29 protein-coding genes are annotated in these 26598 nt (G+C 65.9%); 15 read left to right on the top strand and 14 right to left on the bottom strand.

Features of this window, described 5'->3' with window-relative positions; translation table 11 throughout:
• Nucleotides 1-56 precede the first annotated feature (56 nt).
• Complete coding sequence (locus AC0WR5_RS18265; RefSeq protein ID WP_475865229.1) at nucleotides 57-1457, top strand: leucyl aminopeptidase family protein; 1401 nt, start codon at nucleotides 57-59, stop codon at nucleotides 1455-1457.
• 14 nt (nucleotides 1458-1471) lie between these two features.
• The gene (locus AC0WR5_RS18260) at nucleotides 1472-2323 is read left to right on the top strand and encodes a C40 family peptidase (protein ID WP_475865228.1); all 852 of its coding nucleotides are present in this window, start codon (nucleotides 1472-1474) and stop codon (nucleotides 2321-2323) included.
• 105 nt (nucleotides 2324-2428) lie between these two features.
• Here the strand turns inward: AC0WR5_RS18260 and AC0WR5_RS18255 are convergent, their stop codons facing one another.
• Together AC0WR5_RS18255 and AC0WR5_RS18250 are read right to left on the bottom strand one after the other, a co-directional pair.
• On the bottom strand, nucleotides 2429-2770 hold the full coding sequence (locus AC0WR5_RS18255; protein WP_475865227.1) for a DUF2794 domain-containing protein: 342 nt from the start codon (nucleotides 2768-2770) through the stop codon (nucleotides 2429-2431).
• A gap of 330 nt (nucleotides 2771-3100) precedes the next feature.
• A complete protein-coding gene (locus AC0WR5_RS18250; RefSeq protein ID WP_475869066.1) occupies nucleotides 3101-4759 on the bottom strand; it encodes a Y-family DNA polymerase in 1659 nt (552 codons plus the stop codon).
• A 219-nt stretch (nucleotides 4760-4978) separates the two neighbouring features.
• On the opposite strand from AC0WR5_RS18250, the gene AC0WR5_RS18245 reads away from it, so the two are divergent.
• Nucleotides 4979-5416, top strand: a complete 438-nt coding sequence (locus tag AC0WR5_RS18245; RefSeq protein WP_475865226.1) for a c-type cytochrome — start codon at nucleotides 4979-4981, stop codon at nucleotides 5414-5416.
• 60 nt (nucleotides 5417-5476) lie between these two features.
• On the opposite strand, the gene AC0WR5_RS18240 is transcribed toward AC0WR5_RS18245, so the two are convergent.
• The gene (locus tag AC0WR5_RS18240) at nucleotides 5477-6106 is read right to left on the bottom strand and encodes a TetR/AcrR family transcriptional regulator (RefSeq protein WP_475869065.1); all 630 of its coding nucleotides are present in this window, start codon (nucleotides 6104-6106) and stop codon (nucleotides 5477-5479) included.
• A gap of 254 nt (nucleotides 6107-6360) precedes the next feature.
• On the opposite strand from AC0WR5_RS18240, the gene AC0WR5_RS18235 reads away from it, so the two are divergent.
• Genes AC0WR5_RS18235 through AC0WR5_RS18225 form a run of 3 tightly spaced genes read left to right on the top strand, consistent with a single transcriptional unit; the run spans nucleotide 6361 to nucleotide 8380 of the window.
• The gene (locus AC0WR5_RS18235; protein WP_475865225.1) at nucleotides 6361-6816 is read left to right on the top strand and encodes a YaiI/YqxD family protein; all 456 of its coding nucleotides are present in this window, start codon (nucleotides 6361-6363) and stop codon (nucleotides 6814-6816) included.
• Between the two features lie 8 nt (nucleotides 6817-6824).
• On the top strand, nucleotides 6825-7454 hold the full coding sequence (locus tag AC0WR5_RS18230; protein ID WP_475865224.1) for an HAD-IA family hydrolase: 630 nt from the start codon (nucleotides 6825-6827) through the stop codon (nucleotides 7452-7454).
• Entirely contained in the window at nucleotides 7451-8380 is a 930-nt protein-coding gene (locus tag AC0WR5_RS18225; protein ID WP_475865223.1) for an ornithine cyclodeaminase family protein, read from the top strand. Before AC0WR5_RS18230 ends, AC0WR5_RS18225 begins: the two co-directional genes overlap by 4 nt.
• A 2-nt stretch (nucleotides 8381-8382) precedes the next feature.
• Here AC0WR5_RS18225 and AC0WR5_RS18220 read toward each other — a convergent pair whose 3' ends face one another.
• A complete protein-coding gene (locus AC0WR5_RS18220; RefSeq protein WP_475865222.1) occupies nucleotides 8383-9627 on the bottom strand; it encodes an MFS transporter in 1245 nt (414 codons plus the stop codon).
• Nucleotides 9628-9755: 128 nt separating this feature from the next.
• Between AC0WR5_RS18220 and zapE the strand changes: the two genes are divergently transcribed.
• A complete protein-coding gene (gene zapE, locus AC0WR5_RS18215) occupies nucleotides 9756-10838 on the top strand; it encodes a cell division protein ZapE (protein WP_475865221.1) in 1083 nt (360 codons plus the stop codon).
• A gap of 309 nt (nucleotides 10839-11147) precedes the next feature.
• Here the strand turns inward: zapE and AC0WR5_RS18210 are convergent, their stop codons facing one another.
• The 3 genes from AC0WR5_RS18210 to AC0WR5_RS18200 form a co-directional block, all read right to left on the bottom strand.
• Nucleotides 11148-12422 (bottom strand): bifunctional folylpolyglutamate synthase/dihydrofolate synthase, encoded by a 1275-nt coding sequence (locus AC0WR5_RS18210; RefSeq protein ID WP_475865220.1) that lies wholly within the window; start codon nucleotides 12420-12422, stop codon nucleotides 11148-11150.
• Nucleotides 12419-13483 carry an acetyl-CoA carboxylase, carboxyltransferase subunit beta gene (gene accD, locus AC0WR5_RS18205; protein WP_475865219.1) on the bottom strand — a complete coding sequence of 355 codons (1065 nt, stop codon included), beginning with the start codon at nucleotides 13481-13483 and terminating at the stop codon, nucleotides 12419-12421. Before accD ends, AC0WR5_RS18210 begins: the two co-directional genes overlap by 4 nt.
• A gap of 63 nt (nucleotides 13484-13546) precedes the next feature.
• Nucleotides 13547-14473, bottom strand: a complete 927-nt coding sequence (locus AC0WR5_RS18200) for a CPBP family intramembrane glutamic endopeptidase (protein WP_475865218.1) — start codon at nucleotides 14471-14473, stop codon at nucleotides 13547-13549.
• A 289-nt stretch (nucleotides 14474-14762) separates the two neighbouring features.
• Between AC0WR5_RS18200 and AC0WR5_RS18195 the strand changes: the two genes are divergently transcribed.
• From AC0WR5_RS18195 to AC0WR5_RS18180, 4 genes are all read left to right on the top strand, one after another.
• Nucleotides 14763-15392, top strand: coding sequence for a hypothetical protein (locus tag AC0WR5_RS18195; protein ID WP_475865217.1), 630 nt, complete (start codon nucleotides 14763-14765; stop codon nucleotides 15390-15392).
• Between the two features lie 98 nt (nucleotides 15393-15490).
• Nucleotides 15491-16264, top strand: a complete 774-nt coding sequence (locus tag AC0WR5_RS18190) for a DUF6478 family protein (RefSeq protein ID WP_475865216.1) — start codon at nucleotides 15491-15493, stop codon at nucleotides 16262-16264.
• 36 nt (nucleotides 16265-16300) lie between these two features.
• Nucleotides 16301-16678, top strand: coding sequence for a hypothetical protein (locus AC0WR5_RS18185; RefSeq protein WP_475865215.1), 378 nt, complete (start codon nucleotides 16301-16303; stop codon nucleotides 16676-16678).
• A gap of 237 nt (nucleotides 16679-16915) precedes the next feature.
• Complete coding sequence (locus tag AC0WR5_RS18180) at nucleotides 16916-17806, top strand: LysR family transcriptional regulator (protein ID WP_475865214.1); 891 nt, start codon at nucleotides 16916-16918, stop codon at nucleotides 17804-17806.
• A 13-nt stretch (nucleotides 17807-17819) separates the two neighbouring features.
• Here the strand turns inward: AC0WR5_RS18180 and AC0WR5_RS18175 are convergent, their stop codons facing one another.
• The 4 genes from AC0WR5_RS18175 to AC0WR5_RS18160 are packed head-to-tail and all read right to left on the bottom strand — an operon-like array spanning nucleotide 17820 to nucleotide 20937.
• Nucleotides 17820-18836: an OmpA family protein gene (locus AC0WR5_RS18175; protein WP_475865213.1), complete on the bottom strand. Its 1017-nt coding sequence runs from the start codon at nucleotides 18834-18836 to the stop codon at nucleotides 17820-17822.
• A gap of 60 nt (nucleotides 18837-18896) precedes the next feature.
• Entirely contained in the window at nucleotides 18897-19463 is a 567-nt protein-coding gene (locus AC0WR5_RS18170) for a peroxidase-related enzyme (RefSeq protein ID WP_475865212.1), read from the bottom strand.
• 17 nt (nucleotides 19464-19480) lie between these two features.
• Nucleotides 19481-20218, bottom strand: a complete 738-nt coding sequence (locus tag AC0WR5_RS18165) for a GNAT family N-acetyltransferase (protein WP_475865211.1) — start codon at nucleotides 20216-20218, stop codon at nucleotides 19481-19483.
• A complete protein-coding gene (locus tag AC0WR5_RS18160) occupies nucleotides 20215-20937 on the bottom strand; it encodes a competence/damage-inducible protein A (RefSeq protein ID WP_475865210.1) in 723 nt (240 codons plus the stop codon). The genes AC0WR5_RS18165 and AC0WR5_RS18160 overlap by 4 nt, the downstream gene beginning before the upstream one ends.
• A 48-nt stretch (nucleotides 20938-20985) precedes the next feature.
• Here AC0WR5_RS18160 and sfsA point away from each other — a divergent pair, with 48 nt between their 5' ends.
• Both sfsA and map read left to right on the top strand, forming a co-directional pair.
• Nucleotides 20986-21696 (top strand): DNA/RNA nuclease SfsA, encoded by a 711-nt coding sequence (sfsA, locus tag AC0WR5_RS18155; RefSeq protein ID WP_475865209.1) that lies wholly within the window; start codon nucleotides 20986-20988, stop codon nucleotides 21694-21696.
• A 154-nt stretch (nucleotides 21697-21850) separates the two neighbouring features.
• Nucleotides 21851-22645: a type I methionyl aminopeptidase gene (map, locus tag AC0WR5_RS18150; RefSeq protein ID WP_475865208.1), complete on the top strand. Its 795-nt coding sequence runs from the start codon at nucleotides 21851-21853 to the stop codon at nucleotides 22643-22645.
• Between the two features lie 55 nt (nucleotides 22646-22700).
• Here the strand turns inward: map and rsmD are convergent, their stop codons facing one another.
• The gene (rsmD, locus tag AC0WR5_RS18145) at nucleotides 22701-23261 is read right to left on the bottom strand and encodes a 16S rRNA (guanine(966)-N(2))-methyltransferase RsmD (RefSeq protein ID WP_475865207.1); all 561 of its coding nucleotides are present in this window, start codon (nucleotides 23259-23261) and stop codon (nucleotides 22701-22703) included.
• Nucleotides 23261-24469: an NAD(P)/FAD-dependent oxidoreductase gene (locus AC0WR5_RS18140; protein WP_475865206.1), complete on the bottom strand. Its 1209-nt coding sequence runs from the start codon at nucleotides 24467-24469 to the stop codon at nucleotides 23261-23263. The genes rsmD and AC0WR5_RS18140 overlap by 1 nt, the downstream gene beginning before the upstream one ends.
• Before the next feature lie 88 nt (nucleotides 24470-24557).
• On the opposite strand from AC0WR5_RS18140, the gene AC0WR5_RS18135 reads away from it, so the two are divergent.
• A complete protein-coding gene (locus AC0WR5_RS18135) occupies nucleotides 24558-25046 on the top strand; it encodes a redoxin family protein (protein ID WP_475865205.1) in 489 nt (162 codons plus the stop codon).
• A gap of 236 nt (nucleotides 25047-25282) precedes the next feature.
• On the opposite strand, the gene AC0WR5_RS18130 is transcribed toward AC0WR5_RS18135, so the two are convergent.
• On the bottom strand, nucleotides 25283-25843 hold the full coding sequence (locus tag AC0WR5_RS18130; protein ID WP_475865204.1) for a protein-tyrosine phosphatase family protein: 561 nt from the start codon (nucleotides 25841-25843) through the stop codon (nucleotides 25283-25285).
• A 130-nt stretch (nucleotides 25844-25973) separates the two neighbouring features.
• Here AC0WR5_RS18130 and AC0WR5_RS18125 point away from each other — a divergent pair, with 130 nt between their 5' ends.
• Nucleotides 25974-26579 carry a GntR family transcriptional regulator gene (locus tag AC0WR5_RS18125; protein WP_475865203.1) on the top strand — a complete coding sequence of 202 codons (606 nt, stop codon included), beginning with the start codon at nucleotides 25974-25976 and terminating at the stop codon, nucleotides 26577-26579.
• The last annotated feature ends 19 nt before the right edge of the window (nucleotides 26580-26598 follow it).

Genomic DNA, 26598 nt, shown 5'->3' with positions numbered 1-26598 from the left:
GCTCTCCCGCGTCGGACTAGGCTGTCTCCCAGCAACCGAATGCAAGAGAGTCCCCGATGACCGACCAGAACGCCCTCACCTTCGCCCCGGACAGCCCCGAGGCGCTGCCCCTGCACATCATCGAGACGGAGGCATTCGAGGGCTTCCTCGCCGAGCACCCCGAGGCCGCCGCCTGGGCCAGCGCCACGGGCTTTGCCGCCGGTCTCGGCCAGGCCTGCCTGATCCCCGGGGCCGGGGGCACTCCCGCGATGGCACTTGCCGGCTATGGCGATGCCGCCGCCCGCGCCCGGGGCCGCTTCTGGCTGGCCGCCGCCGCCGCGAAACTGCCCGCCGGCAGCTACCGCATCGCCACCCCGCTGCCCGCCGAACAGCTCGAGGCGGAATGCCTCGGCTGGCTCTTCTCCGGCTACAGCTTCGATCGCTACCACCCCCAGCACGCCCCCGAGGCGCGCCTCGTCGCCCCCGAAGGCATCCACGCCCCCCGGCTCGAGGCCATCGCCGCCGGCGAGGCACTCACCCGCGATCTGATCAACACCCCTTCCTCCGACATGGGGCCGGCCGAGCTCGAGGCCGCCGCCCGCAGCCTCGCAGACAGCTTCGGTGCCAGCATCGAAGTCACCGAGGGCGAGGCCCTGCTGGAGCGGAACTTCCCGATGATCCACGCGGTCGGCCGCGCCGCCGCCCCGCATCGTCAGCCCCGGCTGATCGACATGCGCTGGGGCGAGAGCGGCCCGACGCTCACCCTCGTGGGCAAGGGTGTTTGCTTCGACACCGGCGGGCTCAACCTCAAGCCGGGCGCCTCCATGGGGCTGATGAAAAAGGACATGGGCGGCGCCGCCACCGTGCTGGGCCTTGCCCGCATGATCATGGCCCGTGACCTGCCGTTGCGCCTGCGGGTGCTGATTCCGGCGGTGGAAAACGCCGTCTCCGGCGACAGTTTCCGCCCGCAGGATATCCTCACCGCCCGCAACGGCCTCACGGTCGAGATCAACAATACCGATGCCGAGGGGCGCCTCGTGCTCGCCGATGCCCTGGCGCTGGGCGCCGAGGAAAAGCCCGACCTGATGATCTCCATGGCCACGCTCACCGGTGCCGCCCGGGTCGCCGTCGGCCCCGACATCGCGCCCTATTTCACCGACGACGCCGATATCGCCTCGGCGCTGCAATCCACCTGCGGCCTCGTCGCGGATCCTGTCTGGCGCCTGCCCTTCTGGGAGCCCTACGAGCCGATGATCGAGCCCGGCATCGCCGATCTCGACAATGCGCCCAAGGGCGGCTTCGCCGGTTCCATCACCGCCGCGCTCTTCCTGCGCCGCTTCGCCGGCACCCAGAGCCGCTACACCCATTTCGACATCTACGGCTGGGCGCCCACCGCCGCACCGGGCCGCACCAAGGGGGGCACGGGGCAGGGTGCGCGGGCGCTCTACGCCGCGCTGCCCGGCCTGCTGGGGCTCTGATGCCGGACCCTCTGATGCCCGCCCCTCTGATGCCAGACCGTCGCCGCTGGCCCGCCAATGCCCGCGTTGCCGCCGAAGAGTTGCGCGGGCAGGTCGAGGCCCCAGCCTTCACCGAAGGGGCCTGGCATCATGTGGCGGTCCCCGCGGCCGACCTGCTCGATGGCCCGCAGGGCGCCCGCGACCGTCAGCTGCTGCGCGGCGAGCGCCTGCGGGTGCTCGAGGTGCACGCCGGCATGGCCTTCGTCCAGGCGGCAAAGGATCTCTACACCGGCTATGTCGCCGCCGCGGCGCTCTCGGCGTCTCTCGCCGCACCCGATGCCCGTGTCGCCTGCCGCCACACGCTGATGTGGCAGGCGGACAGCGCCCGTTCCATGGCCCGGGATCGGCTCGCCTTCGGCGCCCGCGTCCATGTGATCGAGGCGCAGGAGAACGGCTGGTCGCGCACCGATGCCGGCTTCATTCCCAGCCATCACCTCGCGCCCCTCGACCGGCCAGAGACGGATCCGGTCGAGGTCGCCGCCCGCCTGCTCGGCCTGCCCTATCTCTGGGGCGCCAACGGCCATGACGGCATCGATTGTTCCGGGCTGGTGCAGGCCGCCTGCCTGGCCTGCGGCATTCCCTGTCCCGGCGACAGCGACATGCAGGCCGCCGAGCTCGGCACGCCCCTGCCCGAAGACGCCGCCCTGCGCCGCGGCGACCTGCTCTTCTGGAAGGGCCACGTGGCCCTGGTCGCCGATCCCGAAACCATTCTGCATGCCAACGGCCATGCCATGGCGGTGGCCTTCGAAGGTCGGCAGCAGGCCGTGGCCCGCATCGCCGCCAGTGACGGCCCGGTCACCGCGCGCCGCCGCCTGCCGTTGGCATGATGCCGCTGGCATTTCTCCCGTTGTTTCCCTGTTCGAAATATCCTCGGGGGTGAATTTCGCCGCAGGCGAAAGAGGGGGCAGACAGCCCCCTGAGCCCGGGCTCCCCTAGTCCACTGGCCGGATCAGCTTGCGTTCCAGCACCCGCATCACCGTCTTCAGGTCATGGCCCCGGCGCAGGATCTGCCCGTCCATGCCCACGATCGTGTACATGCCCTGCTTGTTGCGCAGCTTGGGGCGTTTCTCGATGCGATAGATCGGATGCTCGGCGGTACGGCGGAAGATGGAAAAGATGGCCACGTCCGAGAGGCTCGAAATCCCGTAGTCCCGCCATTCGCCGGCGGCCACCATGCGCCCGTAGAGCGACAGGATCACGTTCAGTTCGGTTCGGTGAAAGGCCACCTGGGCGGTCGGCGTCCCCGGCACGGGGGGAGTTCCCTGTAACGTCATGACGTTCAGCCTGCGCCTGCGGCGCGGCAAAATCAAGCGGCTTTGCCCGGGGGGCAGGAGGGGCCCTGCCCCTCCCGGCCCTGCGGGCCTCCCTCCCCGCCGTATTTTCGGAAAGATGAAGCCTTCGGCGGGCGAGCCCGGGATCGGGGTGCGCACGCTGTGTTAAGAGGGGGCTTTTGCCGTATCCGCACCGACGCGATACCGACGCTATACCGACGTGATACCTACAGGGCATTTCCGGGGTCCGGGGCCCTGTTAACCATGGTGTTTCCGGGGTGATTCGCGCGGCGCGCGCGCTGTCGCCGTCACGCGCCCTTAGGATCCCGTTCATCAGGCAAAACGCCCGTGACAGAACCACCCGCCCGAAATGGCATCGCCATGGGCATGGAACAGCCAGAGCTGTTCGCCCCGGTCGGTGGTCACCCGCCAGTAGTCCCGCGTGCCGCTGCGCCATTCCTCGCCGGTGAACCACCATTCCGGGGCAACCCGCTCCGGCGCGTCGTGATGCAGCATCCGGATCTCGCGGCCGCGCCAGCGAAAGCGCTGCGGCGGGGCCTCGGGCGCCCGGGGCGAGGGGGGCTCCGGCGTCAGGGCGGTGACGATTTCCGGCGGCCAGAGCATCAGCGGCCGCGGCGTATGGGGCCGGTGCCACTGGGCCACGGGCTCTGCCCAGGCCGCCGCCAGCGTCAGCGTGTCCCGCCCCGGCAGGTGCGAGGTGGCCGGCGCCCGCCGGGTGATCTCGGTCATGCCCACCCGGGTGCCAAGGCGCGCCATCAGGTCCTCCCGCGCCGTGGCCAGGTCGGTACGGGGCGGAGAAGGGCGTTTGGTTTCAGGGGGGTGTCCCTCTGCAGGGGCCGGGGCCGGGGCTTCGCGGGGCAGGGTGTCGAGGCGGCCATGGGCGCGATCGGCGGGTCGGGCCTCGGTCTGGATAGCGATCAGGCGCAGCATGTCAAAGCCGAACCCGGCATCGAGCTGCGGCAGCTTCATCGCCAGCAGGGGCCTGATCCGCGCCGCATCCGCCGTCGGCCGGGCCAGCCCCACGGCGACCCATTGCATGGTCTGGTCGGTGCGCCAGGCCTCCAGCCGGATCAGGCGTGCCATCTGGCCTTCGGCCTCCAGCGCGGTGCAGAGTGGCGGCAGGAGGCGGTCGACCGCCGCCTGCACGTCCTCCTCGAGCCAGATCGGCTCGGGCAGGGTCAGCCGGGTGGAAAAGGCCGGGGCTTCTTCCTTGGGCGACAGCGGCTCGGGGGCACGGTTCAGCGCCTGGTCGAGGCGCAGCACCAGGCCCGCACCGAAGCGGCGCGCCAGGGGCGCGCGGGGTTGTCCGAAAAGATCGCCGATCTGCCGCAGGCCCAGGCGGTTCAGCTGGTCCAGCACCTCGGGTTCCAGCCGCAGTGCCGCCACCGGCAGGGGGGAAAGCGCCATGTGCAGCCGCCCCTCCGGCGCGATCCGCGCGCTGGCGCGATCCCCCGTCCGGTTTCCCGGCGCGCGCACCGGCGGCGGGGTGCCGCCCCGCTCCCAATTGCGCCGTTTCGCGGCTCGCGACCGGGTGGCCGGGGCCTCCTGGTCGATGTCGTCACCGCTGCGCCCGGCCCCCGGGGGGGCTCCTGCAAAGCGCGCCAGGGCCCAGGCCGCGCCCAGACAATCAGCGATTCCGGCCCGTGCCGCGAGGCCCATCCGCGCTGCCTCGTCCTCGATCCGAAGCAGCATGGCCTCCTCGCCGCCGAAAAGATGGGCGCATCCCGTGATGTCCAGGACCAGCCCGTCCTCGCCGTTCTCTGCGACCCAGGGCGAAAATCGCCTGGCCCAGCGGTGCAGCAGGGCCAGGAATTCAGCCTCGGCCTCGGGGTTGCGCAGGCTGGTTCGCAACCCGGGGTAGAGCGCCCGCGCATCCCGAAGGGACTGGCCGCGGCGGACTCCTTCGGCCTGCGCCGCGGCGCTGACAGAGCTGACAACCTGGGTGTTTCCCACGTCGGCCACCACGACCATGGGCACGGCCGGGTCCCCCCCGCTTCGGCGCAGGACGTGGTCGGCGCCCAGGCGGCAGAACCACAGGGACAGGATGCGGCGGGCAGCAGGCATCGTTCACGGCAGCAATTTGTTCCCTTTATGTTCTATCTCTAATCTTTTCGTGAGAATGAGTCGAGTCGACTTGGCGGATGCAGAGATCCCGTTAAGGTGGTGTTATAGAAAAACAGGGAGTTTCAGATGAAACGTACTTTCAGGACGACCGTCGTGATTGCCGCCCTCGCTGCCGGGGCCGCCTATGCCCATGCCGAGGTCAGCAATGCGGACGTCAAGGCACGCATGGATCTGATGGGGGATATCCGCAAGAATTTTGCGACCCTCGGCGGCATGGTGCAGGGCAAGATCGATTTCGATGCGGACGCGGCCAATGCGGCGGCCAATGCGCTGGTGACCGACGCGGAGACGATCCCCACCGCCTTCGAGGAGCCGGCCATGGATCCGGAATCCGAGGCTTCGCCGGCGATCTGGGAAAACTGGGATGATTTCGTGGCAAAGGCGCGCAACCTCGAGATGGCCGCGGACAACCTCGACACCAGCTCGCTCGACGCGCTCAAGGCCAGCTTCGGGCCGGCCGGCGCGGCCTGCGGTTCCTGCCACAAGGCTTACCGGGTCGATTGATCCGCAAGGCGTGCCGGAACGGATCGGGTGGCCTCGCAGGGCTGCCTGTTCCGCATCAGGTCAATTTCCTGCGTCGGTCCCGTAGCGCGCCATGAAGGTCTCGACCGCCTCGTGAGAGACGATCTTTGCCCGTTCGGGCGAGATGCGGGGATCGATTCCGAACAGGCGCCGGGTAAAGACATCGGCGCGGCAGAGTTGGATGAACTGCTCGGCAGCCAGCTCCGGGTCGGTCACCTTCAGCTCGCCCCGTTCGGTGGCGTCGCGCATGTAGCCGGCCAGCAGCGTCTGCGCCAGTTGCGGCCCGTTCTGATAGAATTCCTGCGCCAGCTCGGGAAACCGCTCGGCCTCCGAGGCGCAGACGCGGAAGATCGACAGCGACAGCGAAGAGCAGGAGGCCGAGACGATCCGCAGGGCGGCCTGTTCCAGAACCTCGCGCACGGGCAGGTCAGGCGGCACGATCGAACGCGAGTCCTCGGCCTGGCGCAGGCATTCCTGGCGGGCGATCTCGACGAAGAGCAGGCGCTTGTCGGGGAAATAACTGTAGAGTGTGGCCTTGGAAACACCGGCCTCTCGGGCGATGTCATCGACGCTCGCCCCGTCATAGCCATCCTGGAGAAAGACCTTCCGGGCGCCTTCGACGACCTGAGAGTACTTTCGCCCCTTGCGGCGTGTCGGTGTCAAATTGTTCATCATTCCCCCGTCGGTGCACGGCGATATTGCCCCTGTGGCCGCCATCGGGCAACCCCGCACCATGGGGAAACCGGTCACTTGTGTCTGGCTTCTGCCCCCAAACGGGGCCTTTGTGCAACGACCATGGCACCTTGCGGCCTTTTGCCGGGCATAGGCAATGGACGAATGCAAATCTGCCGGGCACTCAGAAGGCCTTTTGGAAGGGGGCTGATGACAGTCCGTCCCCCGTGTCGCCACCTGCTGGAGTGAGTTTGATGACAATGATCTACGTGGATGCGGATGCCTGTCCGGTCAAGGACGAGGCCGAAAGGGTTGCCACGCGGCACAAGATCAAGGTTGTCATGGTCTCGAACGGCGGGCTGCGCCCCTCGCCGAACCCCTATGTGGAACATGTCATCGTGGCGGCGGGTCCGGACGAGGCAGACCGCTGGATTGCCGAGCGCGCGGGCCCTGCCGACGTGGTGATCACCGGTGACATTCCCCTTGCGGCGAAATGCGTGGCAGCCGGGGCCGAAACCCTGCGCCATAACGGCGAGCGCTTCACCGCCGCAAACATCGGACAGCAGCTTGCCATGCGTGACCTGATGGCCGATCTGCGCGCCGCCGATCCCTTCCGGCAGGGCGGTGGCAAGGGCTTTACAAAGGCGGACCGCTCTCGTTTTCTGGATGCGCTGGAACGGGCCGTGCGGACGGCCGCGAGCAGGACATAGGCAGGCAAATGCAGAATACTCAGGCGAAGGCCGTGGTCTTCGACATCGGCAACGTGTTGATAGAGTGGAACCCCGAACGACACTATGATCGGGTGATCGGAGAGGCGCGGCGGCGCGCCTTCCTCGAGGCGGTGGACATGTTCGCCATGAACGACGAGCTGGATCGGGGCGGTGACCTGGCCACTCTGGCGGCCGAAACCGCCGAGGCAAATCCCGATTGGCGGGACGAGGTGCTGATGTGGCACAGCGATTGGCTTCAGATGGCCTCTCCGGCGATTCCGCATTCGGCGCGGCTCTTGCGCGCGCTCCGGGCCAAGGGCGTGCCGGTCTTCGCGCTGACGAACTTCGGCATCGGAACCTTCGAGATGGCGCAGGCGGAATACGACGTGCTGAACGAGTTCGACCGGGCCTATGTCTCTGGGCACATGCGGGAAATCAAGCCCGACGCGCGCATCTATGAAATGCTGGAGGAGGACAGCGGCCTGGCCGGGGCCGATCTGATCTTTACCGATGACCGTGCCGACAATATCGCCGCTGCTGCCGCGCGCGGCTGGCAGACACATCTTTTCACCGGTCCCGAGGGCTGGGCCGCGCGGCTCGTCGCCGATGGCTTCCTGACTGCAGAGGAGGCCGCGTGACAGGGTCCGCCGGCGTTCCCCAGATCGGTTTCGACGAGGGTGAGGCGGTTCTCGACTGGCTTGCACTCACGGATGCGCTTGCCGCCGCCCATGCCCTGCCCAGGGCCGAGATCGGCGACATTTTCCTTTACCGCGATGCAGATACCCTTCTGACCCGTTCGGCCTGGATCGACGGGCTTGGTGTCGCCGTCAAGGCGGCCACGATCTATCCGGGCAACAAGGCCGCGGGAAAGCCCTCGGTCAACGGTGTGCTCAACCTGATGTCGGACGCGGACGGTACGCTGGAAGCGCTCGTCGATTTTCACCTGGTGACAAAGTGGAAGACCGCGGGCGACAGCCTGCTGGCGGCCCGCCACCTGGCGCGTCCCGATAGTCGCGTGATCCTGATCGTCGGCGCCGGTACGGTCGCCGGCACCCTGCGCGAGGCCTATGGCGCCGCTTTTCCTCTGGTCCGCTTCCTTGTCTGGAACCGCACCACCGCCGGGGCCGAGGCCCTTGCCGCGCGCTATGATCGTACCACCGTGGCAACGGATCTCGCCGCGGCCGTGGCCGAGGCTGACATCATCACCTCGGCCACCATGGCGACTGATCCCTTCCTGCAGGGCGACTGGTTCCGCCCCGGTCAGCACATCGACCTGATCGGCGCCTACCGTCCCGACATGCGGGAGGCGCAGGATGGGGTGCTGCAGCGGGCCCGGATTTTCGTCGACAGCTTCGATACGACGCTCGGCCATATCGGCGAGATCCAGACGCCGCTCGACACCGGTGCGATCAGGCGCTCTGATATCCTGGCGGATTTTTACGACCTTTCGGCCTTCCGCCGACAGGATGCGAACGAAATCACGCTCTTCAAGAACGGCGGCGGTGCACATCTCGACCTGATGACGGCCCGGTTCATTTTCGAGGCCTGGTCGGCGGCGCGTTGAGCTTAGGCGGGCAACCCGGCGGTGCCGCGGTTTTCCTTGACCGGCAGGTTCACCAGTGCGCTGAACGCGCCCACGCCCACGCCGATCCACCAGACCAGCGTGTAATCCCCCGTGACGTCATAGAGCCGCCCGCCCAGCCAGACGCCCATGAAGCCGCCGATCTGGTGGCTGAGGAAGACGATGCCATAGAGCGTTCCCATGTAGCGGATGCCGTAGATATGCGCGATCAGGCCACTGGTCAGTGGCACGGTCGCCAGCCAGAGCGCGCCCATCAGCGCCGAGAAGAGCAGCACCGTGGCCGGGGTTATCGGCATCAGGATGAAGACGGCGGCGATTACCGTGCGCAGGGCGTAAATACCTGCAAGCAGGTATTTCTTGGTGTATCGCTTGCCCAGCCAGCCGGCGGTCAGCGTGCCCATGATGTTGAAGATCCCGATCAGCGAGATCGAGATTGCCCCGAGCGCCGAGGTCGTGGTGATCCCCATGCTCGCCAGCAATCCGCCGCTGGCGATCGGGCCGCAGAGCTCGGTCACGAAGGCCGGGAAATGCGCGGTGATGAAGGCCAGCTGATAACCACAGCTGAAAAAGCCCAGGAAGATCAGGGTAAAGCTCGGATCCTTGGCTGCGCGAACCAGGATCTGGCCCATGGTTTCCTCCAGCTCGGCCTTGCTGGCCATCGGCTGTGGTGAGCGCAGGAAGGGCAGCAGGAAGAGCGTCGACAGGATGGCCAAGGCAAAGACAATAAAGACCTGTTGCCAGGGCATGCTGCCCAGCAGCCATTCCGCAACCGGCGCGCCAAAGACCTGCCCGGCACTGCCCGCGGCGGTCACGATAGCCAGCGCCATGGAGCGGTTCTCCGGCGAAGCGGCGCGGCCCACGACGGCCAGGATCACGCCAAAGCCGGTGCCCGCGATGCCGAAGCCCACCAGAACCTCGAGCGCCCAGTGCGCATGCGGGGTGGTGGCAAAGGACGACAGCACCAGGCCCGCCGCATAGAGCAGAGCCCCCAGGATCAATGCGGCGCGGTCGCCGGTCTTCTCGGCAAAGGCGCCGAAGAGCGGCTGCCCGATGCCCCAGGCAAGGTTCTGGATCGCGATGGCCATGGAGAAGGAGGCGCGATCCCAGCCGAACTCCTGCGCAATGGGAATCTGGAACACCCCGAAGGACGCTCGGATGGCGAAATTCACCATGATGATCACGCATCCGGCGATCAGGATCGGCGTTACGAGGCGGGGTGAGGGTGTCATCGGCGTTCCCGGGCAAGGTTGCGCCGAGATTAAAGGTGAATCTCAATACGTCAATTCAGCGTTTGTGACGGGGGGCATTCGCGAAAGTGACCTTTCGCAGCCGCGCGGCGCAGGCTATCAGATCGGACATGACCGAGAGCATGACCGACCTCTACCGGGCCCGCGTGGCCGACGGCAGCATCCATCCCGATCCCGCGCAGGAAGCCGTCCTGCCGGAGTTCGACCGCATTCGCGCCGGCCTGAAGGCCGCCGAGCCCGTCAAGCGTGGCTTCTTCCGCAAGGCCAAGCCGGCAGAGCCGCCCAAGGGGCTGTACCTGTGGGGCGGTGTCGGACGGGGCAAGTCGATGCTGATGGACCTCTTCGTCGAGAGCCTCGACGTGCCGGTGCGCCGCGTGCACTTCCATGCCTTCATGCAGGAGATCCAGGAGGGGCTGAACGAGGCGCGCAAGGCCAACACCCAGGACAGCCTTGCCCCCGTGGCGGCGCGTATCGCCCAATCGGTCAAGGTCCTGGCCTTCGACGAGATGCAGATCACCGACATCACCGACGCGATGATCGTAGGGCGCCTGTTCGAGGCGCTCTTTGCCGCCGGGGTCGTGATCGTGACCACGTCAAACCGGGTGCCGGACGATCTCTACAAGGACGGACTGAACAGACAGCTCTTCCTGCCGTTCATCGACCTGATCAAGCAGCGCCTCGTCGTGCACGAGCTGGTCAGCCCGAATGATTATCGGCAGAACCGCCTCTCGGGCGGGCAGGTCTATTTCTCGCCCGCCGACAAGTCGGCCCGGGCCGCGATCGAGGAGATCTGGCAGGAGCTGACCGGAGGCGATGCCGAGCCGCTGAAGCTAACCGTCAAGGGCCGCGAAGTGGTGATCCCGGCCTATCGCAACGGTGTCGGGCGCGCCCGTTTCCACGATCTCTGCGGCGCCATGCTCGGGCCGGGGGATTACCTCGCCATCGCGAATGCGGTCAGGGTCCTCGTGCTCGAGGACATCCCCTGTCTCGGCCGTTCGAACTTCAACGAGGCAAAGCGTTTCGTGACCTTGATCGACGCTCTCTACGAGGCGCATGTGCGCCTGATCTGCTCGGCGGCCGATGAGCCGGAGAGCCTTTATCTGGAAGGGGAGGGCGTGTTCGAATTCGAGCGGACCGCCAGCCGCCTGCGCGAGATGCAGGACAAGGACTGGGGGCAGCAGGACGAGGGCTGACAGGCGCCGGACAGAAAAAGGGGGCCGGCGAACCGACCCCCAGATTCTTGCCCGATGGGTCCCCAGCCCGGTGCATTGCGCGAATCGCGGTGATAGGCTGCTGTGCGATTTGCGAAATGCGAGAGAATTGCCTGTTTTCTAAGGAGATATTAGGCGAATCGATGCGAATCGGTCAATAGGTCACGAATCACTATCGCATTGATTTTCGTGGCGATTTTCCGAGCTGATTCGGAAAGCCGATTCGGAACAAACGCTTATGGCGGTCTCTTCACGTGAAAAAAGATCGGCCTGCCTGCCGGGAAAGCGGGCTCAGCCGTTCTCTCTAAGCACATATCCCGCGAAATAGAGCGATCCGCAGATCAGGATCCGTGCGCCAGGTGCCGTTTCGGCCAGCTTTGCCACGGCGTCTTCCACGGTCTCTGCCTCACGGGCGTCCATGCCGCAGGCACGGGCCGAAGCAGCCAGTTCCCCGGAGGGCAGCGCTGCAACCACGTCAGGAATGGTGATGGCCGTCAGGCTGTCGGCTTCGCCGGCGATCGGTTGCAGATAGCCGCTGGCATCCTTCGTATTCAGCATCCCGCAGATCAGGTGCGTGGGTTTCGGGGGCAGGGTCGGCAGGAACTTGGCCAGGGCTTGCCCGGCCGAAGGGTTGTGTCCGCCATCGAGCCAGAACTCGGCCCCGGGCGCGAGCTCCACGAGCGGGCCCTTGCGCAGGCGTTGCAGGCGGGCCTGCCAGCTTGCCTTGGTCACCGCCGCCTCGCAGGCGGCCTCGTCGAACCCGAGGAATCGCAGCCCCGCAATGGCTGCGCCGGCGTTCTCGATCTGGTGCGCCCCGGGCAGAATCGGCAGGGGCAGGTCCAGCAGGCCGTTCTCGTCCTGGAAGACCAGGCGGCCGCGCTCTTCCCAGACCTGCCATTGCTGGCCGTGGGCCAGCAGCGGTGCGCCGAGCCGTGCTGCGGTTTCCTCGATCACCTCCATCGCGGCCTCGGGCTGCGGCCCGACCACACAGGGCACGCCGCGCTTGATGATGCCGGCCTTGGACACCGCGATCTCGCCCACGGAATTACCCAGGAAGGCCTCGTGATCCATCGAGATGGGCGTGATCACCGTCAGGGCCGGCTTTTCCACTACGTTGGTGGCGTCGTAGAGGCCCCCGAGCCCGGTCTCGAGCAGCGTGTAATCCGCAGGCGTCCGGGCAAAGGCAAGGATCCCTGCGGCGGTGGTGATTTCGAAATAGGTGATCGGGTCCGGCCCGTTCGCCGCCAGGCATTCGTCCAGCAGTTCCGTCAGGGCCTCTTCGCTGATCAGCTCGCCGGCCAGGCGGATCCGCTCGTGAAAGCGCACCAGGTGCGGCGAGGTATAGGCATGGACAGCCTTGCCCGCGCCCTCGATGCCCGCACGCATCATGGCCTGGGTCGAGCCCTTGCCGTTCGTACCCGCCAGGTGGATCACCGGCGGCATTTTCCGTTCGGGGTGGTCGAGCGCCTCCAGCAGGCGGAAGATGCGGTCCAGATCAAGGTCGATGACCTTGGGGTGCAGCTGCATCATCCGTTCCAGCAGGGCATCGGAACCGGATTGGGTCACGATTTGTCTTTGGCTCCGTTCTTGCCGCCTTTCGCGGCGGTCTCGGGCTTGGATTTCGCGTCGGCCTTGGCAGCGGCGAAATCGGCATCGGTTGCGGCCTCGGGCGCGGCGGGCGTTTTGCCCTGCGCGGCCGGTGCGGCGGTTTTCTCGCCTGCCGCAGGCTCGGGCAGCGCCTTTGCCTCGGGAGGGGGCAGGTCGCCCTTCACCGCGGGCGGCAGACCCATCAGCATGCGCGTGATCTGGATCAGCTCATCTCGCATCTCGGTCCGCTTGGTGACGCGGTCCAGCATGCCGTGATCCAGCAGGTATTCGGCGCGCTGGAAACCTTCCGGCAGGGTCTCGCGGATCGTCTGCTCGATAACGCGCGGCCCGGCAAAGCAGATCAGGGCATTGGGTTCCGCGATCTGCACATCACCCAGCATCGCGTAGGAGGCGGTTACGCCGCCCGTGGTCGGGTGGGTCAGAACGACGATGTAGGGCAGGCCTGCTTCCTTGAGCATCTGCACGGCCACGGTGGTGCGCGGCATCTGCATCAGCGACAGGATCCCTTCCTGCATCCGCGCGCCACCGGCGGCAGAGAACAGGATCAGCGGGCATTTCTTCTGAACGGCACGTTCGGCAGCCGCGATGATCGCATTGCCGACATACATGCCCATCGAACCGCCCATGAAAGAGAAGTCCTGGCCTGCGGCCACGATCGGCGTACGGCCGATCTCGCCTTCGGCGACCAGCATGGCCTCTTCCTCGCCGGTCTTCTTCTGTGCGGCGCGCATGCGGTCGGGGTATTTCTTCTGGTCGCGGAATTGCAGCGGGTCATGCACCGGTTCCGGCACCTCGACCTCGGTAAAGACGCCACCGTCGAAAAGCGCTTCGAAGCGGGCGCGCGGCGTGATGGCCATGTGGTGGCCACAACTGGTGCAGACGTTCAGGTTGTCCTTCAGTTCGCGGTGGAACAGCATCGTGCCGCAGCTGTCGCATTTCGACCAGAGGTTCTCGGGCGTTTCCCGGCGCGAGAAGATCGAGTTGATCCGCGGTCTGACGTAGTTGCTGATCCAGTTCATCGGCGCTTTGCCCCTGCGTTTCCTTGTGACTGTCCAGATAAGCGGGTGTGACGCGGAATGCAATCAGCGCCGCAACGCGACCCTTGCTCCCAGCCATGTCAGGCCGAGAATGCCCAGCTCGGTGATCAGAGAGAGCGAGATCACCGGTCCGGGGTCGGCGTCCATCGGTGTCAAGGGAACGTATTCCGGCACGAGAAAGAGCGACAGTCCGGAATCAAGGCCCCCCGCGTCACCGAAGAGCATGAAGGCATAGACGTTGTTGGCAAGGTGCATGCCTACGGCCGGGCCTATGCTGCCGGAACGCGCGGTCAGGTCCGTCGCCGCAAGGCCGAAAAAGAAGGCCCATATGACATATTGCCAGCTTTCGACGGTGTTTGCGCCATTGGCCCAGTGGGCACTGGCAAAGAGCAGGTTGGGAAGGAGGATCCAGACCAGCGGGTTCCGGAACCGCGCCGCCAGCTGCTGCTGGATGTAGCCGCGATAGAGGAGTTCCTCCGATGCGGTCTGCACCAGGAGGGCTGCCAGGCCGAAGGGCAGGGCGAGGAGCCAGAACACCGGGTTGCGCATGTCCTCGGCCGCCCCGAAATCGTCCCAGGGAGGCAGGATTTGCAAGGCTGCAAACACGAGTATGCTGCCAGTGAAGGCGGCGAACAGCTGGTGCGCTGCCAGGGGCAGGGGGCCGGTCAGGGTGGCAAAGCCGCGTTCGTGCAGCAGGCGCGCCACTGCCACCACCCCCAACCCGAGAAAACCGAAGGCGGTCAGCTGCACGATCAGGCCGATGGTCGTGTCGCCATAGACCACGTGGTTCAGGAAGTCCGGCGCGAAACGCCCCATTTCGGTGTCGAAGACATAGAGGGCGAGGGCATAGAATACCTCGACAAGGATCATGCCTGCGATCAGCCGAGGCAATTGCGGTGACGCGGCCGCCGGCGCGGCATAGGCAAGATGCGGAGAATAGGCCCGTGGCAGTGCGGCACCCGTCAGGCGCATGGCTGGCCCGCGGGAAGCGCCGCGCGCGAAGTGGCGGCCTGTCCCCGCTCGGCAGGTCCCGAGGGGAAGGAGAGGGGCATCGGCAGGAAATCGCAGTGCGCTCGCATCATGCTGCGCAAGCTACCGCCGCCCCGGGCGGACCGCAATTGCCCATGTCGGAAACCGCGCTTGTCAGCCATTGGGGGGTCCTCTATCCCGGCGCCACCGTATTTTTCGGAGGGCTGCCGATATGGGGATATGTGAAAACCACGACCGGGCTGGCCGCCGTGATGGATGGTTTGCCTGGGGCATGCGCACGGTTCTGGGGCGTGTCAGGGCGCTGGTTCCGGCGGTTTTCGGTCTCCTGTTGCTTGCCGGTTGTGTCGACGGTACGGGCTCTGGCGGGCTGCTCACGGGGGCGGGCGGTGGCCCCGTCTACCGCTCGGCCAAGGTGGCGCAGGGCAGCGTCGTGATCCGGGGGCCGTCCGGCTATTGCGTCGAGGGGCGCAGCCTGCGCAGCACTGGCGACGATGGCTTCGGTCTTCTGGCGCGATGCGACATTCTCAGCCAGGGCAAGCTGGGCTCGAATGTCGCGCTGGCAATGCTCACGGTCACGGTCACGCCTTACCAGGGGGCGGATCTGCCCTCCGCCCGAGAGCTGGCCGGGGATTTCCCGAAAGGCGAGGTGATCGAGGCGGTTGAGGCAGGCTCTGTCCGCTTGCTGCACCTGCGCCATGGCGGTGATGTGATGGTGCAGGGGGCGGACCCGCGTCAATGGCGGGCCGTCTTCGTCCTGAACGGTCATCTCGTCTCGCTTGCCGCCTATGGCCCCCGTGACAGCCGCGTGGCAGATCAATCGGGCAAGTCGCTTGTCCTCTCGACCGTGCGCGCGATGCGCAGCGCAAGCCCGCGCGGCAAGGCGGTGGCCACTGCAGGTTGACCGGAAGTCACCACTTTTGCCTCCGCGGCAACTCCGGGCTGGAACCGCCTGCCGGCATTGGTCATAACTACGACCAGCATTCGGGACGGGACGTTTACATGCCATCTTCGGGAAAATCTCTCTGGAGCAGGATCCTCGCACAGCGAGAGGTTCGCCGCTGGCATGACCGTGCAGCCGCCGCCGAGACAGAGCATCTTTCCCTCCTACGTGCCCAGCGTGTGCAGGCCATGCGCCTGCGCGAGGAACTCGATCACCTGATCCATGTCGGCAACAGCCGCCTGATGCTGCCCATGATCGGCTTCGATGCCGTCAGCGTGCCGGCTGAATCGGACTGGGTCTGGCGGCCGGAACTCTGGCGCGGCCCGCTCGCGCAGATCGGCATCGCCGGGGTGCGTTCCGGCGCGGGACTCGGAGAGGAAGTGACCCTCTTTCATGACTGCATGAAGTCAGAGGTCACGCTTCGTCAGTTGCGCAACAGCCGAGAAAGCGACCTGGCGCCGTTCGGTCTGCGCATGGATATCCTCAATTTCGGCGGCAGTTTCCTCTCCATCGTCGTAGAGCTTCCCCAGGGCGCCGTGCGCGATCTGCGGCGGCGTCACGTGCTGCGCCTCGACCTGCAGGTCGAGATGGAGAAGCGGCGCGATGTCTATGTGCGGCTGAACATCCAGCACGGCCCCAACACCGAGCAGCTTACGGCCACGCTGCCGGTGGATGACGAGGAGCCGGCGGTGGAATTCGACCTAGCCTATTCCGCGATCAACGAGAAGCGGATCGAAAAGGCCTGGGTCGACGTGATTTTCGACAAGCCCGCCATGAACGAGGTCGTCCTGCGGGACATGACCTTCAGCCGGCGCGCGCGGGCTGATCTCTGACATGGCGCAGCCCGCCCAGCACGAGGACAAGAGGCGATGAGCGAGATGACTCTGACCAAGACATATCTGCGCGACGGCAAGTGGCATGGCGTGCTGGCTGTCGGGGCCGATCGGGGGCGCCCAGCCATCCAGGCGTTTTTCGATGACCGTCTGGTCGAGGGCGTGGAACTGGCCGAGACGGATGTCCCGGGCGAATGGGGCGTCATGGTCCCGGTGCCCGTCAACGCCATTTCCGATGGTGTGCAGACGGTCATCATCACGGATGCGATCTCCGGCAGCGTTCTGAACGCTTTCGGGATCATGGCAGGTGAGGTGCCGCGCGACATGATGCAGGCCGAGATGTCGCTGCTGCGGGCAGAGCTCGATCTGCTGAAGCAGGCCTTCCGCCGGCATTGTTCCGATGGGACCGATTGAATCACCTTTTTGGTGTATTTGTGACTTCGTGCACAATTTTGATGTATTGTAGTCCGGTTCTGCCACGGAAATGCCACAGACCTCCCGAATTCGGGGCGCTCTGCCCTCGGATCGCCCAAGTTGCTTCGTTTCCGCTTCTGCAACGATCCAGATAATACCGCTGAATTGTCCGTGAAGCGCCCATTTTGTGCCTGAATCCACGTGCCTACTCAAAGTCTGGAACGAGAGAGTGGTTGTATGGATCGGTTAACGGAAATGGAGGCCTTTGCGACCGTCGTGGATCAGGGTGGCTTCACCGACGCGGCGCGCAAGATGGGTATTTCCAAGTCAGCTGTTTCAAAGCATGTTTCGGCGCTCGAGGCGCGGCTTGGCGCTCGTCTGTTGAATCGTACGACCCGTCGTGTATCGCCGACAGAGATCGGGCTGGCCTATTACGACCGCGCGCGGCGTGTCCTGAACGACGCCGGAGAGGCCGACGCCCTGGTCTCTGCCATGACCTCGGAGCCAAGAGGTCGCCTCCGGATCGCCGCCGAGACGGATTTCGGCGCCGCGCTCCTGACGCCGATGATCGGCACCTTCCTGACCCGGCATTCAGAAATTTCCATCAGCATGGAGCTGACCAACGGCCACGTCGACCTGTCCGATGACGGATTTGACCTGGCGATCAGAAGGTCGGCGCAGGAAGAGCCCGGTATCAAATCACGCAAGCTGACCGAGACGTTTCTCCACATGGTGGCCAGTCCGGGCTACCTGCAGGACTTCGGGTATCCGGACCGTCTCGAGGATCTGAACAATCATCGCCTGCTGCACTATTCCAGAGACGACAGTGCCAACGTCTGGCAATTGCGGGCCCCCTCGGGCGAGCTGAGAGAGGTGCGCACGGCAGGGTGGCTTTCTGTCAATGACGGCCAGTCGCTGCTGGCTGCTACTCTTGCAGGCCTCGGGATCGCATACCTGCCGGGGTTTCTCTGCCGCGAGGCCCTGGGTGATGGTCGGATCGTCGACGTGATGCCCGATCTCCCGCGTGATCCGATCGGGATCTACGCGCTCTATCCCGCTGAAAACATCATGTCGCCGAAGGTACATACCTTCGTCGACTTCCTGGTCGAGAACCTCGGGCAGGACTGAGCCTCGCCGGCTGCTACTCCGGGGCTTGCGCCTCCATGTCCGGCGGTTCGGTCAGCGTCCCCGGATCAAGCAGAACGACCTCCACGCGGCGGTTTTCCTCGCGCCCTGCGGAATCCGTGTTGCTGGTCCTCGGAGCAAGAAACCCGATCCCCTGCGCCGAGAGCTGCGCCCTGTCCACGCCCATCTCCTCTGCCAGCCGGTCGACGACCGCCTGTGCGCGCTGGCGTGACAGGGCCATGTTGTTGTCCAGCGAGCCGACCGTGTCGCTGTGTCCGACCAGCACGACCTTGCGGTCGGGATCCGCGCGCAGGAAGGTTGCAAGTGCTTCGAGCGATGAACGGCCGCTGTCGCTCAGGGTGGCCGAGCCGGTGTCGAATTGCAGGTCCCGCAGTACCGCGTGCCCGCGGTTCAGCAGGGTTGCCTCCATGCCTGCGGCATCCACCGGCGCGAGCGGAGCCCCTTCGGGCGGCGCATCGCCGAGCAGGGTCGTCACCGCCTCGCCGGCGAGCGCGTCGATGGTCTCCGGCATGACGTGGATCAGCTGGACATAGCCAGATCCGCCGGCTCGGCTGACCAGCAGGAAGACGTAATCGGGCTGGTCCTCGCCCGGAGCGTCGCGGCGCGCGCTCAGGGCGCGAAAGTCAAAAAGATCCACGTACATGTCCGGGGCCTCGATGACATCGGTGTCGAAACGGAAATCAAAGCCCCCGCATTCGGCGCTGTCGCATTCCATCATCAGGTCAAAGCCCGCCTCCACAAGCTGTTCGCGCAGCGGCGCAAATAGCTGAAGCGTGGTGACGGAGGGCGCAGGCACCCGCCAGGCCTGCCGTGTGACGGCACCCTCAAGCGGCAGGAACGGCACATGGCCGTCCGCAAAGACACCCGTCGGCAGGTCATAGGAGGCCGCAGGCAGGGCCTCGTCATGTGATAGGGCGGAATTGGACGGCAGGGACAGCTCGAAGGGCGCGGCCAGCCCCGGACCGGCGGTCCAGACGACCGTCAGAATGGCCCAGAGGGCTTTCTGCCGCATTCCTGTCATTCGGTTGCCCGTCCCGTCAGTCTGGCGCGTCCTGTCAGCGTGCCCGTTCCATCAGCGTGCCTGTCCGTGGTATTCCGGGTTCGGCCGCATGTCGATGGCACTGGCCACCCTGTTGGACATGTTGAAGAAAGCGGCGACATTGGCAATGTCCCATATGTCGCGGTCGGTGAAACCCCGCGCACGCAGCGCCTCGCGGTCGATCTCCTCGATGCTCGCGCTGTCGGTGGTGACCTTCGCGGCGAAATCCAGCATGGCGCGCTGTTTCGCGCTCAGGTCGGCCGCGCGGTAGTTCATTACCAGCATCTCTCCCAGCACCGGATCACCGGACAGCTCGCGCACCGCAGCGCCATGGGCCGTCAGGCAATAGAAACAATGGTTGATCGAGCTGACGACGACCGCGATCATCTCGCGTTCCAGCTTGCTCAGCCCGCTTTCGCCCAGCATCAGGTCGTTGTAGAGCCCGCTGAAGGCCTCCAGTTTGCCGATGTCGAAGGCATGGGCCTTCAGCACGTTGGGCACCATGCCGAGTTTGTCCTGGCAGACGTCGAAATACTTCTGCGTCCGCTCCGGCAGCGGCGCCACCATTGGCAGATCGAGCGCCGTTATCTGGTCTGACATGTGGTCTCCTCCCTCCATCAGTCTCCCTGACGGTAATGGTAGTGACCGACCAGCTCCATTCCAAGCGCCCCGTAGAGGCCATTCGCGGCGACATTCCCCGTCGTACAGATTACCGAGATCTCCTCGGCGCCCTGCTCGGCGGCCCAGCGGGCGGCGTCGATCATCATCGCCCTGCCCATGCCGCGGCCGCGCATCGCCGCCAGCACCTCGAGCGCATGCAGCATCGCCACCGTGCCGTCGAGGGCGACAAAGGCGGTGGCTGCGGGGGAATTGTCGTGGCGTCCGATCAGCGCGGTTCTGGCGCCGCGGGCGCGCTCCATCACCGCGATCCGGGCAGGGCCGATGCCGCCGGCGGCCCAGATCTCGCGCTGGATGGCGAGTGGCTCCCACACGGCGAGGCTGAAGCATTGGGCCGGCTTCTTCTGCCCGGCCAGCGCCTCTGTCGCGCAGGCATAGATGTTCACCGGATCCACCACGCGGTACCCCCGTGCCGCAAGGGCGGAATCCAGCTGGTCCTGGCCCGGCCGCAGGCAGAAGAGCGGCCCCTGTCCCATCGCGCGCATCGCCGCGACCGCCGCGTCGATCTCTGCCCCGCTCACCGGCTGAGCAGTCGAGGCCGAGGAAACACGCTTGCCGCCGCCATCGCCGCGTCGCAACCGCCAGGGCCCCTCTTGCCGGATTTCGGCCGGGGGCCAGGTCGCGTCGACGGCGGCCATGTAGCGCGGCGTGCGGGTCTCGGCGTCTGGCGCGGTCATTCCGGGAAGATGGCGGCCAGTTCTGCCATGGCGGCGTCCACCTGGCTGCCCTCGCTGCCCCGGATCACGATGTTGGCGCCATAGACGCCGTCGCGCTGAAACGGATAGGAGCCGATGGACAGCTCCGGGTAGGCCTGCGCCAGCTTCGATAGCGGCCCGGCAATCTCGCCTTCACCGCGGTTGATGCGAAGCGACTGGCTGAGCAGTGGCTTGCCTCCGGTCAGCTTGGGCAGCACCGAGGCCACCATGGCCTCGAAGACGCTGGGCACACCGGCCATCACGTGCACGTTGCCGATGGTGAACCCCGGCGCGATCGACACCGGATTGTCGATCAGGGTGGCGCCCTCGGGGATGCGGGCCATGCGCAGGCGGGCCTCGTTTACCTCCACGCCCCGACTTTCCCAATGGGCCACGAGCAGGTCGCGGGCGTCCTCGCGCACGTCGATATGGCGGTCGAAGGCGGCGGCGACGCAATCGGCGGTGATGTCGTCGTGGGTCGGGCCGATCCCGCCCGAGGTAAAGACCGTGTCATGGGCCACCGACAACGCCTTCACGGCCTTGATGATCGCGCTGCGGTCATCGCTGACGACGCGGACTTCCTTCAGGTCGATCCCGATCTTGGTCAGCTCCCGCGCGAGGTGGTACATGTTGGCGTCGCGCGTCCGTCCAGAGAGAATTTCGTCTCCGATGACAAGCATCGCTGCGGTGGGGTTCGGCATGGAAAGGCCCTCCTTGAGTGCGGGTGAAGAAATCTATAGGCCCGCCTCATGCGCTTTCAAACCCCTCTTATGTCGGCCACGCTTTTGCGCCGATACAAACGCTTCCTCGCCGATATCCGGCTGGAGGACGGCACCGAGGCGACCGCCCATTGCGCCAACCCCGGGTCCATGATGGGGCTGGCGGAGCCCGGCAGCCGCATCTGGGTCGAGCCCAACGACGACCCTAAGAAGAAGCTGAAATACGGCTGGCGCCTGGTGGAACATCCGGACGGCCATTTCACCGGCGTCGACACCTCTGTTCCCAACCGCGCGCTGCGCGAGGCCTTGATGGCCGATGCCGTACCGGGGCTTCAGGGCTATGATCAGGTCCTGCCGGAGCAGAAATACGGCACGAAGAGCCGGATCGACTTCCTGCTGCGCGGCACCGCCCGACCCGACTGCTATGTCGAGGTGAAATCCGTCACGCTCTCGCGCCAGCCGGGCCTGGCCGAGTTTCCCGACAGCGTCACGGCTCGCGGGCTGAAGCACCTGCACGAATTGTCGCAGGTGGCGCAGGCGGGGCACCGCGCGGTCATGTTCTTTCTCGTCCAGCGCACGGACGCCCTGCGCACGGCGATCGCCGCCGATATCGATCCGGCCTATGCCGCAGGCTATGCGGCTGCCCGCGCGGCGGGGGTCGAGGTGCTTGCCATGCGCTGCGTGATCACCCCGCAGGAGATCACGCTCGGTCCCGCCCTGCCGGTGCCGCCCGCGACCTGAGGAGTGCGGCTTTTGGCCCGCGTCTCTGGCATTTTCCGGCAGAGTGCATTATTTCTACGGTCCAGGCGCCGGTGGCCTCTTTTCGGGCCGCCTCGACGCGAGACCGGATTACAGACAGAGGCGCATTGATTTGAGACAGGAACATCGCGGTCGCATGACACGGGAAGGGATCCGCATCCACGAGGCTGCGGACTTCGAAGGCATGCGCAAGGCAGGCGCCGTCGCGGCACAGATCCTCGACGATGTCGCCGCCATCATCGAGCCGGGCAAGACCACCGCCGAGATCGACAAGTTCATCGAGGACAAGGTCACCGAGTACGGCACGACCTCGGCCACGATCGGCTACAAGGGCTACAAGCACGCCTCCTGCATCTCGATCAACCATGTGGTCTGCCACGGCATTCCCAGCGAGAAAAAGCTGAAGGATGGCGACATCCTGAACATCGACGTCACCGTCATCCTCGATGGCTGGTACGGCGACAGCTCGCGCATGTACGTGGCAGGCAAGCTCTCCCGCAAGGCCGAGCGCCTGCTGCAGGTCACCCACGACAGTCTGATGATCGGCATCGAGACGGTGAAGCCGGGCAATACCTTTGGCGACATCGGTCATGCCATCCAGAGCTATGTCGAGGCACAGCGCATGTCCGTCGTCCGCGATTTCTGCGGTCACGGTCTGGGCCAGGTGTTCCACGCGCCGCCGAACGTGCTGCACTATGGCCGCCCGGGCACTGGTCCCGTCCTCGAAGAGGGCATGTTCTTCACCATCGAGCCGATGGTGAACCTCGGCCGTCCGGAAACCAAGGTGCTGGCCGATGACTGGACTGCCGTGACCCGCGACAAGTCGCTCTCGGCGCAATACGAGCACTCGCTCGGCGTCACCGCCGATGGCTGCGAGATCTTCACGCTTTCGCCGGGTGGCCTGTTTCACCCGACCTACAAGCAGGACTGAGCGCGCCGCGCCGGCATCATGAAAAGGCCAGCCTCCTGGGCTGGCCTTTCGCGTTTCAGCTCGCTTCGAGCAGCGTCACATGCGTGTCGCCGTACCGGCGGTCGCCCAGCAGCGTGAAACCTTCGGGCGCGGCCTGCACGCCGTTTTCCTCGAAGACCACCAGCGCCCCAGGAGCGATCCAGCCCTGCGTCCGTGCCCCCTCGAGCGCCAGCGGGCCAAGCCCCTTGCCATAGGGTGGATCCAGGAACACCAGCGACGCGGGGGCGCCGGGGCAGGGCGGCAGGCGCGTCGCATTGGCCTTCATCACCCGGGTGCGGTCCTTCACGCCCAGCTCGCGGATGTTCTCTGCCAGCAGCCGCCCGGCTACGCGTCCGTCGTCCACGAAGGTCACGCTCTCCGCCCCGCGCGACAGCGCCTCCAGTCCGAGCGCACCGGTGCCGGCGAACAGATCCAGCACCACGGCCTCCTCGATCGGGTCGCCATAGCGCCCCCCGGTCAGCATCGAGAAGAGGCTCTCCCGCACGCGGTCGGTGGTGGGGCGCAGATGCGCCCCCGCATCGCCCTTGCCGAGGGCCGCCAGCCGGCGGCCGCGGAACTCTCCGGCGATGATCCGCATCAGCCGCGCATCAGCGTTTTCAGGTCGACCTCCGGATCGGCCACCTTCGCCGGGTCGGCGGTCTTGCCGGCGTCGATCAGGCGCTTGCCCACCATGTAGCCGCGCGGATCATTCATCGCGTCGACGGCCAGCAGCTGGTCACCCAGGTAGTACCAATGGCTGATCGCACCCTTGTCGCCATGGCGCACGACCACCTTGTCATACCCGGTATTCAGCCCCGCGATCTGCAGCTTGACGTCGTACTGATCCGACCAGAACCAGGGTTTCGGGTCATAGGTCTCGCCGGCACCCAGCATGTTGGATGCCACGCATTCCGCCATGTCGATGGCGTTCTGCACGCTCTCCAGGCGCAGCCGCGCGCCGCGGAAGGGGAAGCTGGCGCAATCGCCGGCGGCCCAGACATGGGGATCGCTGGTGCGGGCCTGTTCGTCACAGCGGATGCCGTTCTCGATGCGCAGGCCGGCCTCTTCGGCAAGGGTTTCGCCGGGCAGGATCCCCATGCCGACGATGACGAAATCGCATTCGATCTCGCTGCCGTCCGACAGGATGGCACCGGTCACCTCTGTCTCGCCGGTCAGTCGTTCAAGGCCCGTGTTCTCGCGCAGGTCAACGCCGTGTTCGAGGTGCAGCGCGCGGAAGTAGTCCGAGGTCTCGGGCGAGGCGACGCGCTTCAGGATGCGCTCGGCCATCTCGATCAGGGTGACCTTCAGGCCCTTCTTGGCGGCCACTGCGGCGGCCTCCAGCCCGATGTATCCGCCGCCCACGATCAGTACCCGCGCGCCTTCGCGGAACTGTGGCTCCATCGCGTCCACATCGGCCAGGGTCCGCACCGGAAACACCTTGCCCAGCGTGCCGCCGAGTGCCGCGGGGAGGTGTCGCGGCACCGACCCGGTGGTCAGCGCCAGCATGTCATAGTGCACCACCTCTCCCCCCACGATCAGTTCCTTGGCCGCAGGCGAGATCGCCTCTACCGGCTTGCCGAGGGCGAGGGTAATGTTGTTCTCCTCGTACCAGCTGCGCGGACGCAGGTAGAGGCGCTCCTCTTCCATCTCGCCAAGCAGGTATTTCTTCGACAGGGGCGGGCGCTGGTAAGGCGGTGCGGCCTCCTCGCCGAAAATGGTGATCTCTCCGTCAAAGCCGAGGGCCCGCAATTTGGCCACCAGCGAGGCACCGGCCTGTCCGGCACCGATAACGGCGATATGGGTCATGATTTCTTCCTTGCTTTCTCTGGCTCCGCCCGACGGGCAAGCTATAGTCCTTCGGGGAAGAAACGCAAATCAAGGACAGGATCGCGACATGACCATCAAGACAGGGGACAGCCTGCCCGATGCCACTCTGGTCACCATGACCGCAGAGGGCCCGGCGCCGGTGTCGATCAAGGACAAGACTGCGGGCCGGAAGGTAGTGATCTTCGGCCTGCCGGGCGCCTATACCGGTGTCTGCTCCACCGCCCACGTACCCAGCTTCATTCGTACCAAGGACCAGTTCGCCGCCAAGGGTGTGGACGAGATCATCTGTGTCTCGGTCAACGATCCCTTCGTCATGGGCGCCTGGGCCAAGGACACCGGCGCCGACGAGGCCGGGTTGACCTTCCTGGGCGATGCCCAGAGCGAATTCACCAAGGCGATCGGCATGGATTTCACGGCGCCGCCGGCGGGGCTCATCGACCGCTCCAAGCGCTATGCCATGTACGTCGAGGACGGTGTCGTTAAGGTGCTGAACCTCGAGGAGAGCCCCGGCACCTGCGAGATTTCCGCCGGCGAGGGCCTGCTCGCCGCACTCTGAAGCGCCTGACACAAAAGGCCCGGAGACCGACTGTCTCCGGGCCTTTTCATTTTGCCCAGTGATTAGAACTTCTACCCATTTCCCTTGATGGCGGATCTTTTCGCCCGCCTCCGGCCCCTGTTTGTCACGGATGACCTTAACGTCAATCTACCCTGTATACAGATGTACGTCAATGTTCGGAGGTGCGCCGATAGGCCGCCAGATGGCCGGAATTGTGCATTATTTGCTACCTGTTGTTATTTCCTCGATGGGGTTTGCGCGTTCAGCCAGGCGTGCTGGATTTCGCTCTCGACGGCCTCTTCGAAATGACTGCGGACGAGTGCGACCGCCGCCGCGGGCGACATCCCCCTCTCGATCAGCAGCAGTGCGGAGACCAGCCCGCTCCGCCCGGCGCCATACTGGCAGCAGAAGGCAAGTGTACCGCCATGGTCCAGCAGGGCGTCCAGCCGCGGCAGCAGGCCCGCCCATTGCGCCATGAAGGCCTCGGAAGGGGCCGAGAAATCCTCGATCGGCATGAAGAGCATCTCTGCGGGATGGTCCTGCATTCGTGTCCGCAGCAAGGCAAAGGCCCCCGCGGGCAGTTCGCTCTCCTCGGTCAGGATGATCAGCAGCTCCGTTCCGGCGGTCTCTACGGCGGCCAGGGTGTCATCCATGGCTGTCGGATCAATATAGGCGCGGCCGTCTATGGCGGTCTCCAGGCCGGGAAACCCGAGCATGATGGCGCGGCCGGTGCGCCCTGCCTGGCCAGGTATCGGGATGATCGCTCGGACGCTTCCTATATGGCTGGTTTCACTCACCAAAATGCACTCCAGAGGGCGCCGTGCGCGCAAATCGGCAGGCGAGAAGGGCTGGCGATATACAAGCGGATGGCTGCATGTTATCTCTCGCGGATCCCCCATTCCAGCGTCCAGTTCAGGTTCCATGCGCATGAGAAAGAACAGCAGTGAAATTGCCGCGGTAATCCGCGAGCGGATCTGCCTCATGGCCGGCGTCGATGAAATGCTGCTGCACGAAGGCGAGCTGGCCGCCGAATTCGGGGTGTCGCGCACGCCGATCCGGCAGGTGCTGCAGATGCTGGCCTATGAAAGCCTGGTGGAAACGCGTTCCGGAGTGGGCACCATCGTCACGCCGCTCTACCCGGAGGCCCGCGCGGCCGATGAACGTGCCTTTCGCGCCATCCTTGTCGCTGCGGGCAGCTGCCCGTCCGGTGCGCGGCATATCCCGGAGATCACCCGGTTGCGCCTGTCCGAGGCCCGGCGCAACGTCAACGCCGATCCGACCTCCGAGGAAGCGCTGTTCGGCGGCCTCTCCGGCCTGCTCGAGGCCACGATACCGCTGGTCGCCGATCACATCATCGCCACCGCCCTGCGGGCCGCCTACTGGCGCCACATCCGCTGGTCCCTGTCCCAGGACGAGGCGACGCGGCTTGCTGCACTCAAGGTGATCAAGGCGCTGCTCGACCGCGCCATTGTCACGGCAGACGAGATCGGGCCCGACGGGCTGTTGAAACTGCTGACAAGCGAGGCGGTCTGAGCCGCAAAAGCGAAGGGGC

Source organism: Pseudooceanicola sp. DL12 (assembly GCF_056270665.1).
This window is presented reverse-complemented; position numbering and strand designations above follow the sequence as displayed.

What these genes read in the sequence shown, in the direction of transcription:
- AC0WR5_RS18265 (WP_475865229.1), top strand. Translation starts at nt 57, where the DNA reads ATGACCGACCAGAACGCCCTCACCTTCGCCCCGGACAGCCCCGAGGCG.
- AC0WR5_RS18260 (WP_475865228.1), top strand. Translation starts at nt 1,472, where the DNA reads ATGCCCGCCCCTCTGATGCCAGACCGTCGCCGCTGGCCCGCCAATGCC.
- AC0WR5_RS18255 (WP_475865227.1), bottom strand. Translation starts at nt 2,770, where the DNA reads ATGACGTTACAGGGAACTCCCCCCGTGCCGGGGACGCCGACCGCCCAG.
- AC0WR5_RS18250 (WP_475869066.1), bottom strand. Translation starts at nt 4,759, where the DNA reads ATGGTCGTGGTGGCCGACGTGGGAAACACCCAGGTTGTCAGCTCTGTC.
- AC0WR5_RS18245 (WP_475865226.1), top strand. Translation starts at nt 4,979, where the DNA reads ATGAAACGTACTTTCAGGACGACCGTCGTGATTGCCGCCCTCGCTGCC.
- AC0WR5_RS18240 (WP_475869065.1), bottom strand. Translation starts at nt 6,106, where the DNA reads ATGAACAATTTGACACCGACACGCCGCAAGGGGCGAAAGTACTCTCAG.
- AC0WR5_RS18235 (WP_475865225.1), top strand. Translation starts at nt 6,361, where the DNA reads ATGACAATGATCTACGTGGATGCGGATGCCTGTCCGGTCAAGGACGAG.
- AC0WR5_RS18230 (WP_475865224.1), top strand. Translation starts at nt 6,825, where the DNA reads ATGCAGAATACTCAGGCGAAGGCCGTGGTCTTCGACATCGGCAACGTG.
- AC0WR5_RS18220 (WP_475865222.1), bottom strand. Translation starts at nt 9,627, where the DNA reads ATGACACCCTCACCCCGCCTCGTAACGCCGATCCTGATCGCCGGATGC.
- zapE (WP_475865221.1), top strand. Translation starts at nt 9,756, where the DNA reads ATGACCGAGAGCATGACCGACCTCTACCGGGCCCGCGTGGCCGACGGC.
- accD (WP_475865219.1), bottom strand. Translation starts at nt 13,483, where the DNA reads ATGAACTGGATCAGCAACTACGTCAGACCGCGGATCAACTCGATCTTC.
- AC0WR5_RS18200 (WP_475865218.1), bottom strand. Translation starts at nt 14,473, where the DNA reads ATGCGCCTGACGGGTGCCGCACTGCCACGGGCCTATTCTCCGCATCTT.
- AC0WR5_RS18195 (WP_475865217.1), top strand. Translation starts at nt 14,763, where the DNA reads ATGCGCACGGTTCTGGGGCGTGTCAGGGCGCTGGTTCCGGCGGTTTTC.
- AC0WR5_RS18190 (WP_475865216.1), top strand. Translation starts at nt 15,491, where the DNA reads ATGCCATCTTCGGGAAAATCTCTCTGGAGCAGGATCCTCGCACAGCGA.
- AC0WR5_RS18185 (WP_475865215.1), top strand. Translation starts at nt 16,301, where the DNA reads ATGAGCGAGATGACTCTGACCAAGACATATCTGCGCGACGGCAAGTGG.
- AC0WR5_RS18180 (WP_475865214.1), top strand. Translation starts at nt 16,916, where the DNA reads ATGGATCGGTTAACGGAAATGGAGGCCTTTGCGACCGTCGTGGATCAG.
- AC0WR5_RS18175 (WP_475865213.1), bottom strand. Translation starts at nt 18,836, where the DNA reads ATGCGGCAGAAAGCCCTCTGGGCCATTCTGACGGTCGTCTGGACCGCC.
- AC0WR5_RS18170 (WP_475865212.1), bottom strand. Translation starts at nt 19,463, where the DNA reads ATGTCAGACCAGATAACGGCGCTCGATCTGCCAATGGTGGCGCCGCTG.
- AC0WR5_RS18165 (WP_475865211.1), bottom strand. Translation starts at nt 20,218, where the DNA reads ATGACCGCGCCAGACGCCGAGACCCGCACGCCGCGCTACATGGCCGCC.
- AC0WR5_RS18160 (WP_475865210.1), bottom strand. Translation starts at nt 20,937, where the DNA reads ATGCCGAACCCCACCGCAGCGATGCTTGTCATCGGAGACGAAATTCTC.
- sfsA (WP_475865209.1), top strand. Translation starts at nt 20,986, where the DNA reads ATGCGCTTTCAAACCCCTCTTATGTCGGCCACGCTTTTGCGCCGATAC.
- map (WP_475865208.1), top strand. Translation starts at nt 21,851, where the DNA reads ATGACACGGGAAGGGATCCGCATCCACGAGGCTGCGGACTTCGAAGGC.
- rsmD (WP_475865207.1), bottom strand. Translation starts at nt 23,261, where the DNA reads ATGCGGATCATCGCCGGAGAGTTCCGCGGCCGCCGGCTGGCGGCCCTC.
- AC0WR5_RS18140 (WP_475865206.1), bottom strand. Translation starts at nt 24,469, where the DNA reads ATGACCCATATCGCCGTTATCGGTGCCGGACAGGCCGGTGCCTCGCTG.
- AC0WR5_RS18135 (WP_475865205.1), top strand. Translation starts at nt 24,558, where the DNA reads ATGACCATCAAGACAGGGGACAGCCTGCCCGATGCCACTCTGGTCACC.
- AC0WR5_RS18125 (WP_475865203.1), top strand. Translation starts at nt 25,974, where the DNA reads ATGAGAAAGAACAGCAGTGAAATTGCCGCGGTAATCCGCGAGCGGATC.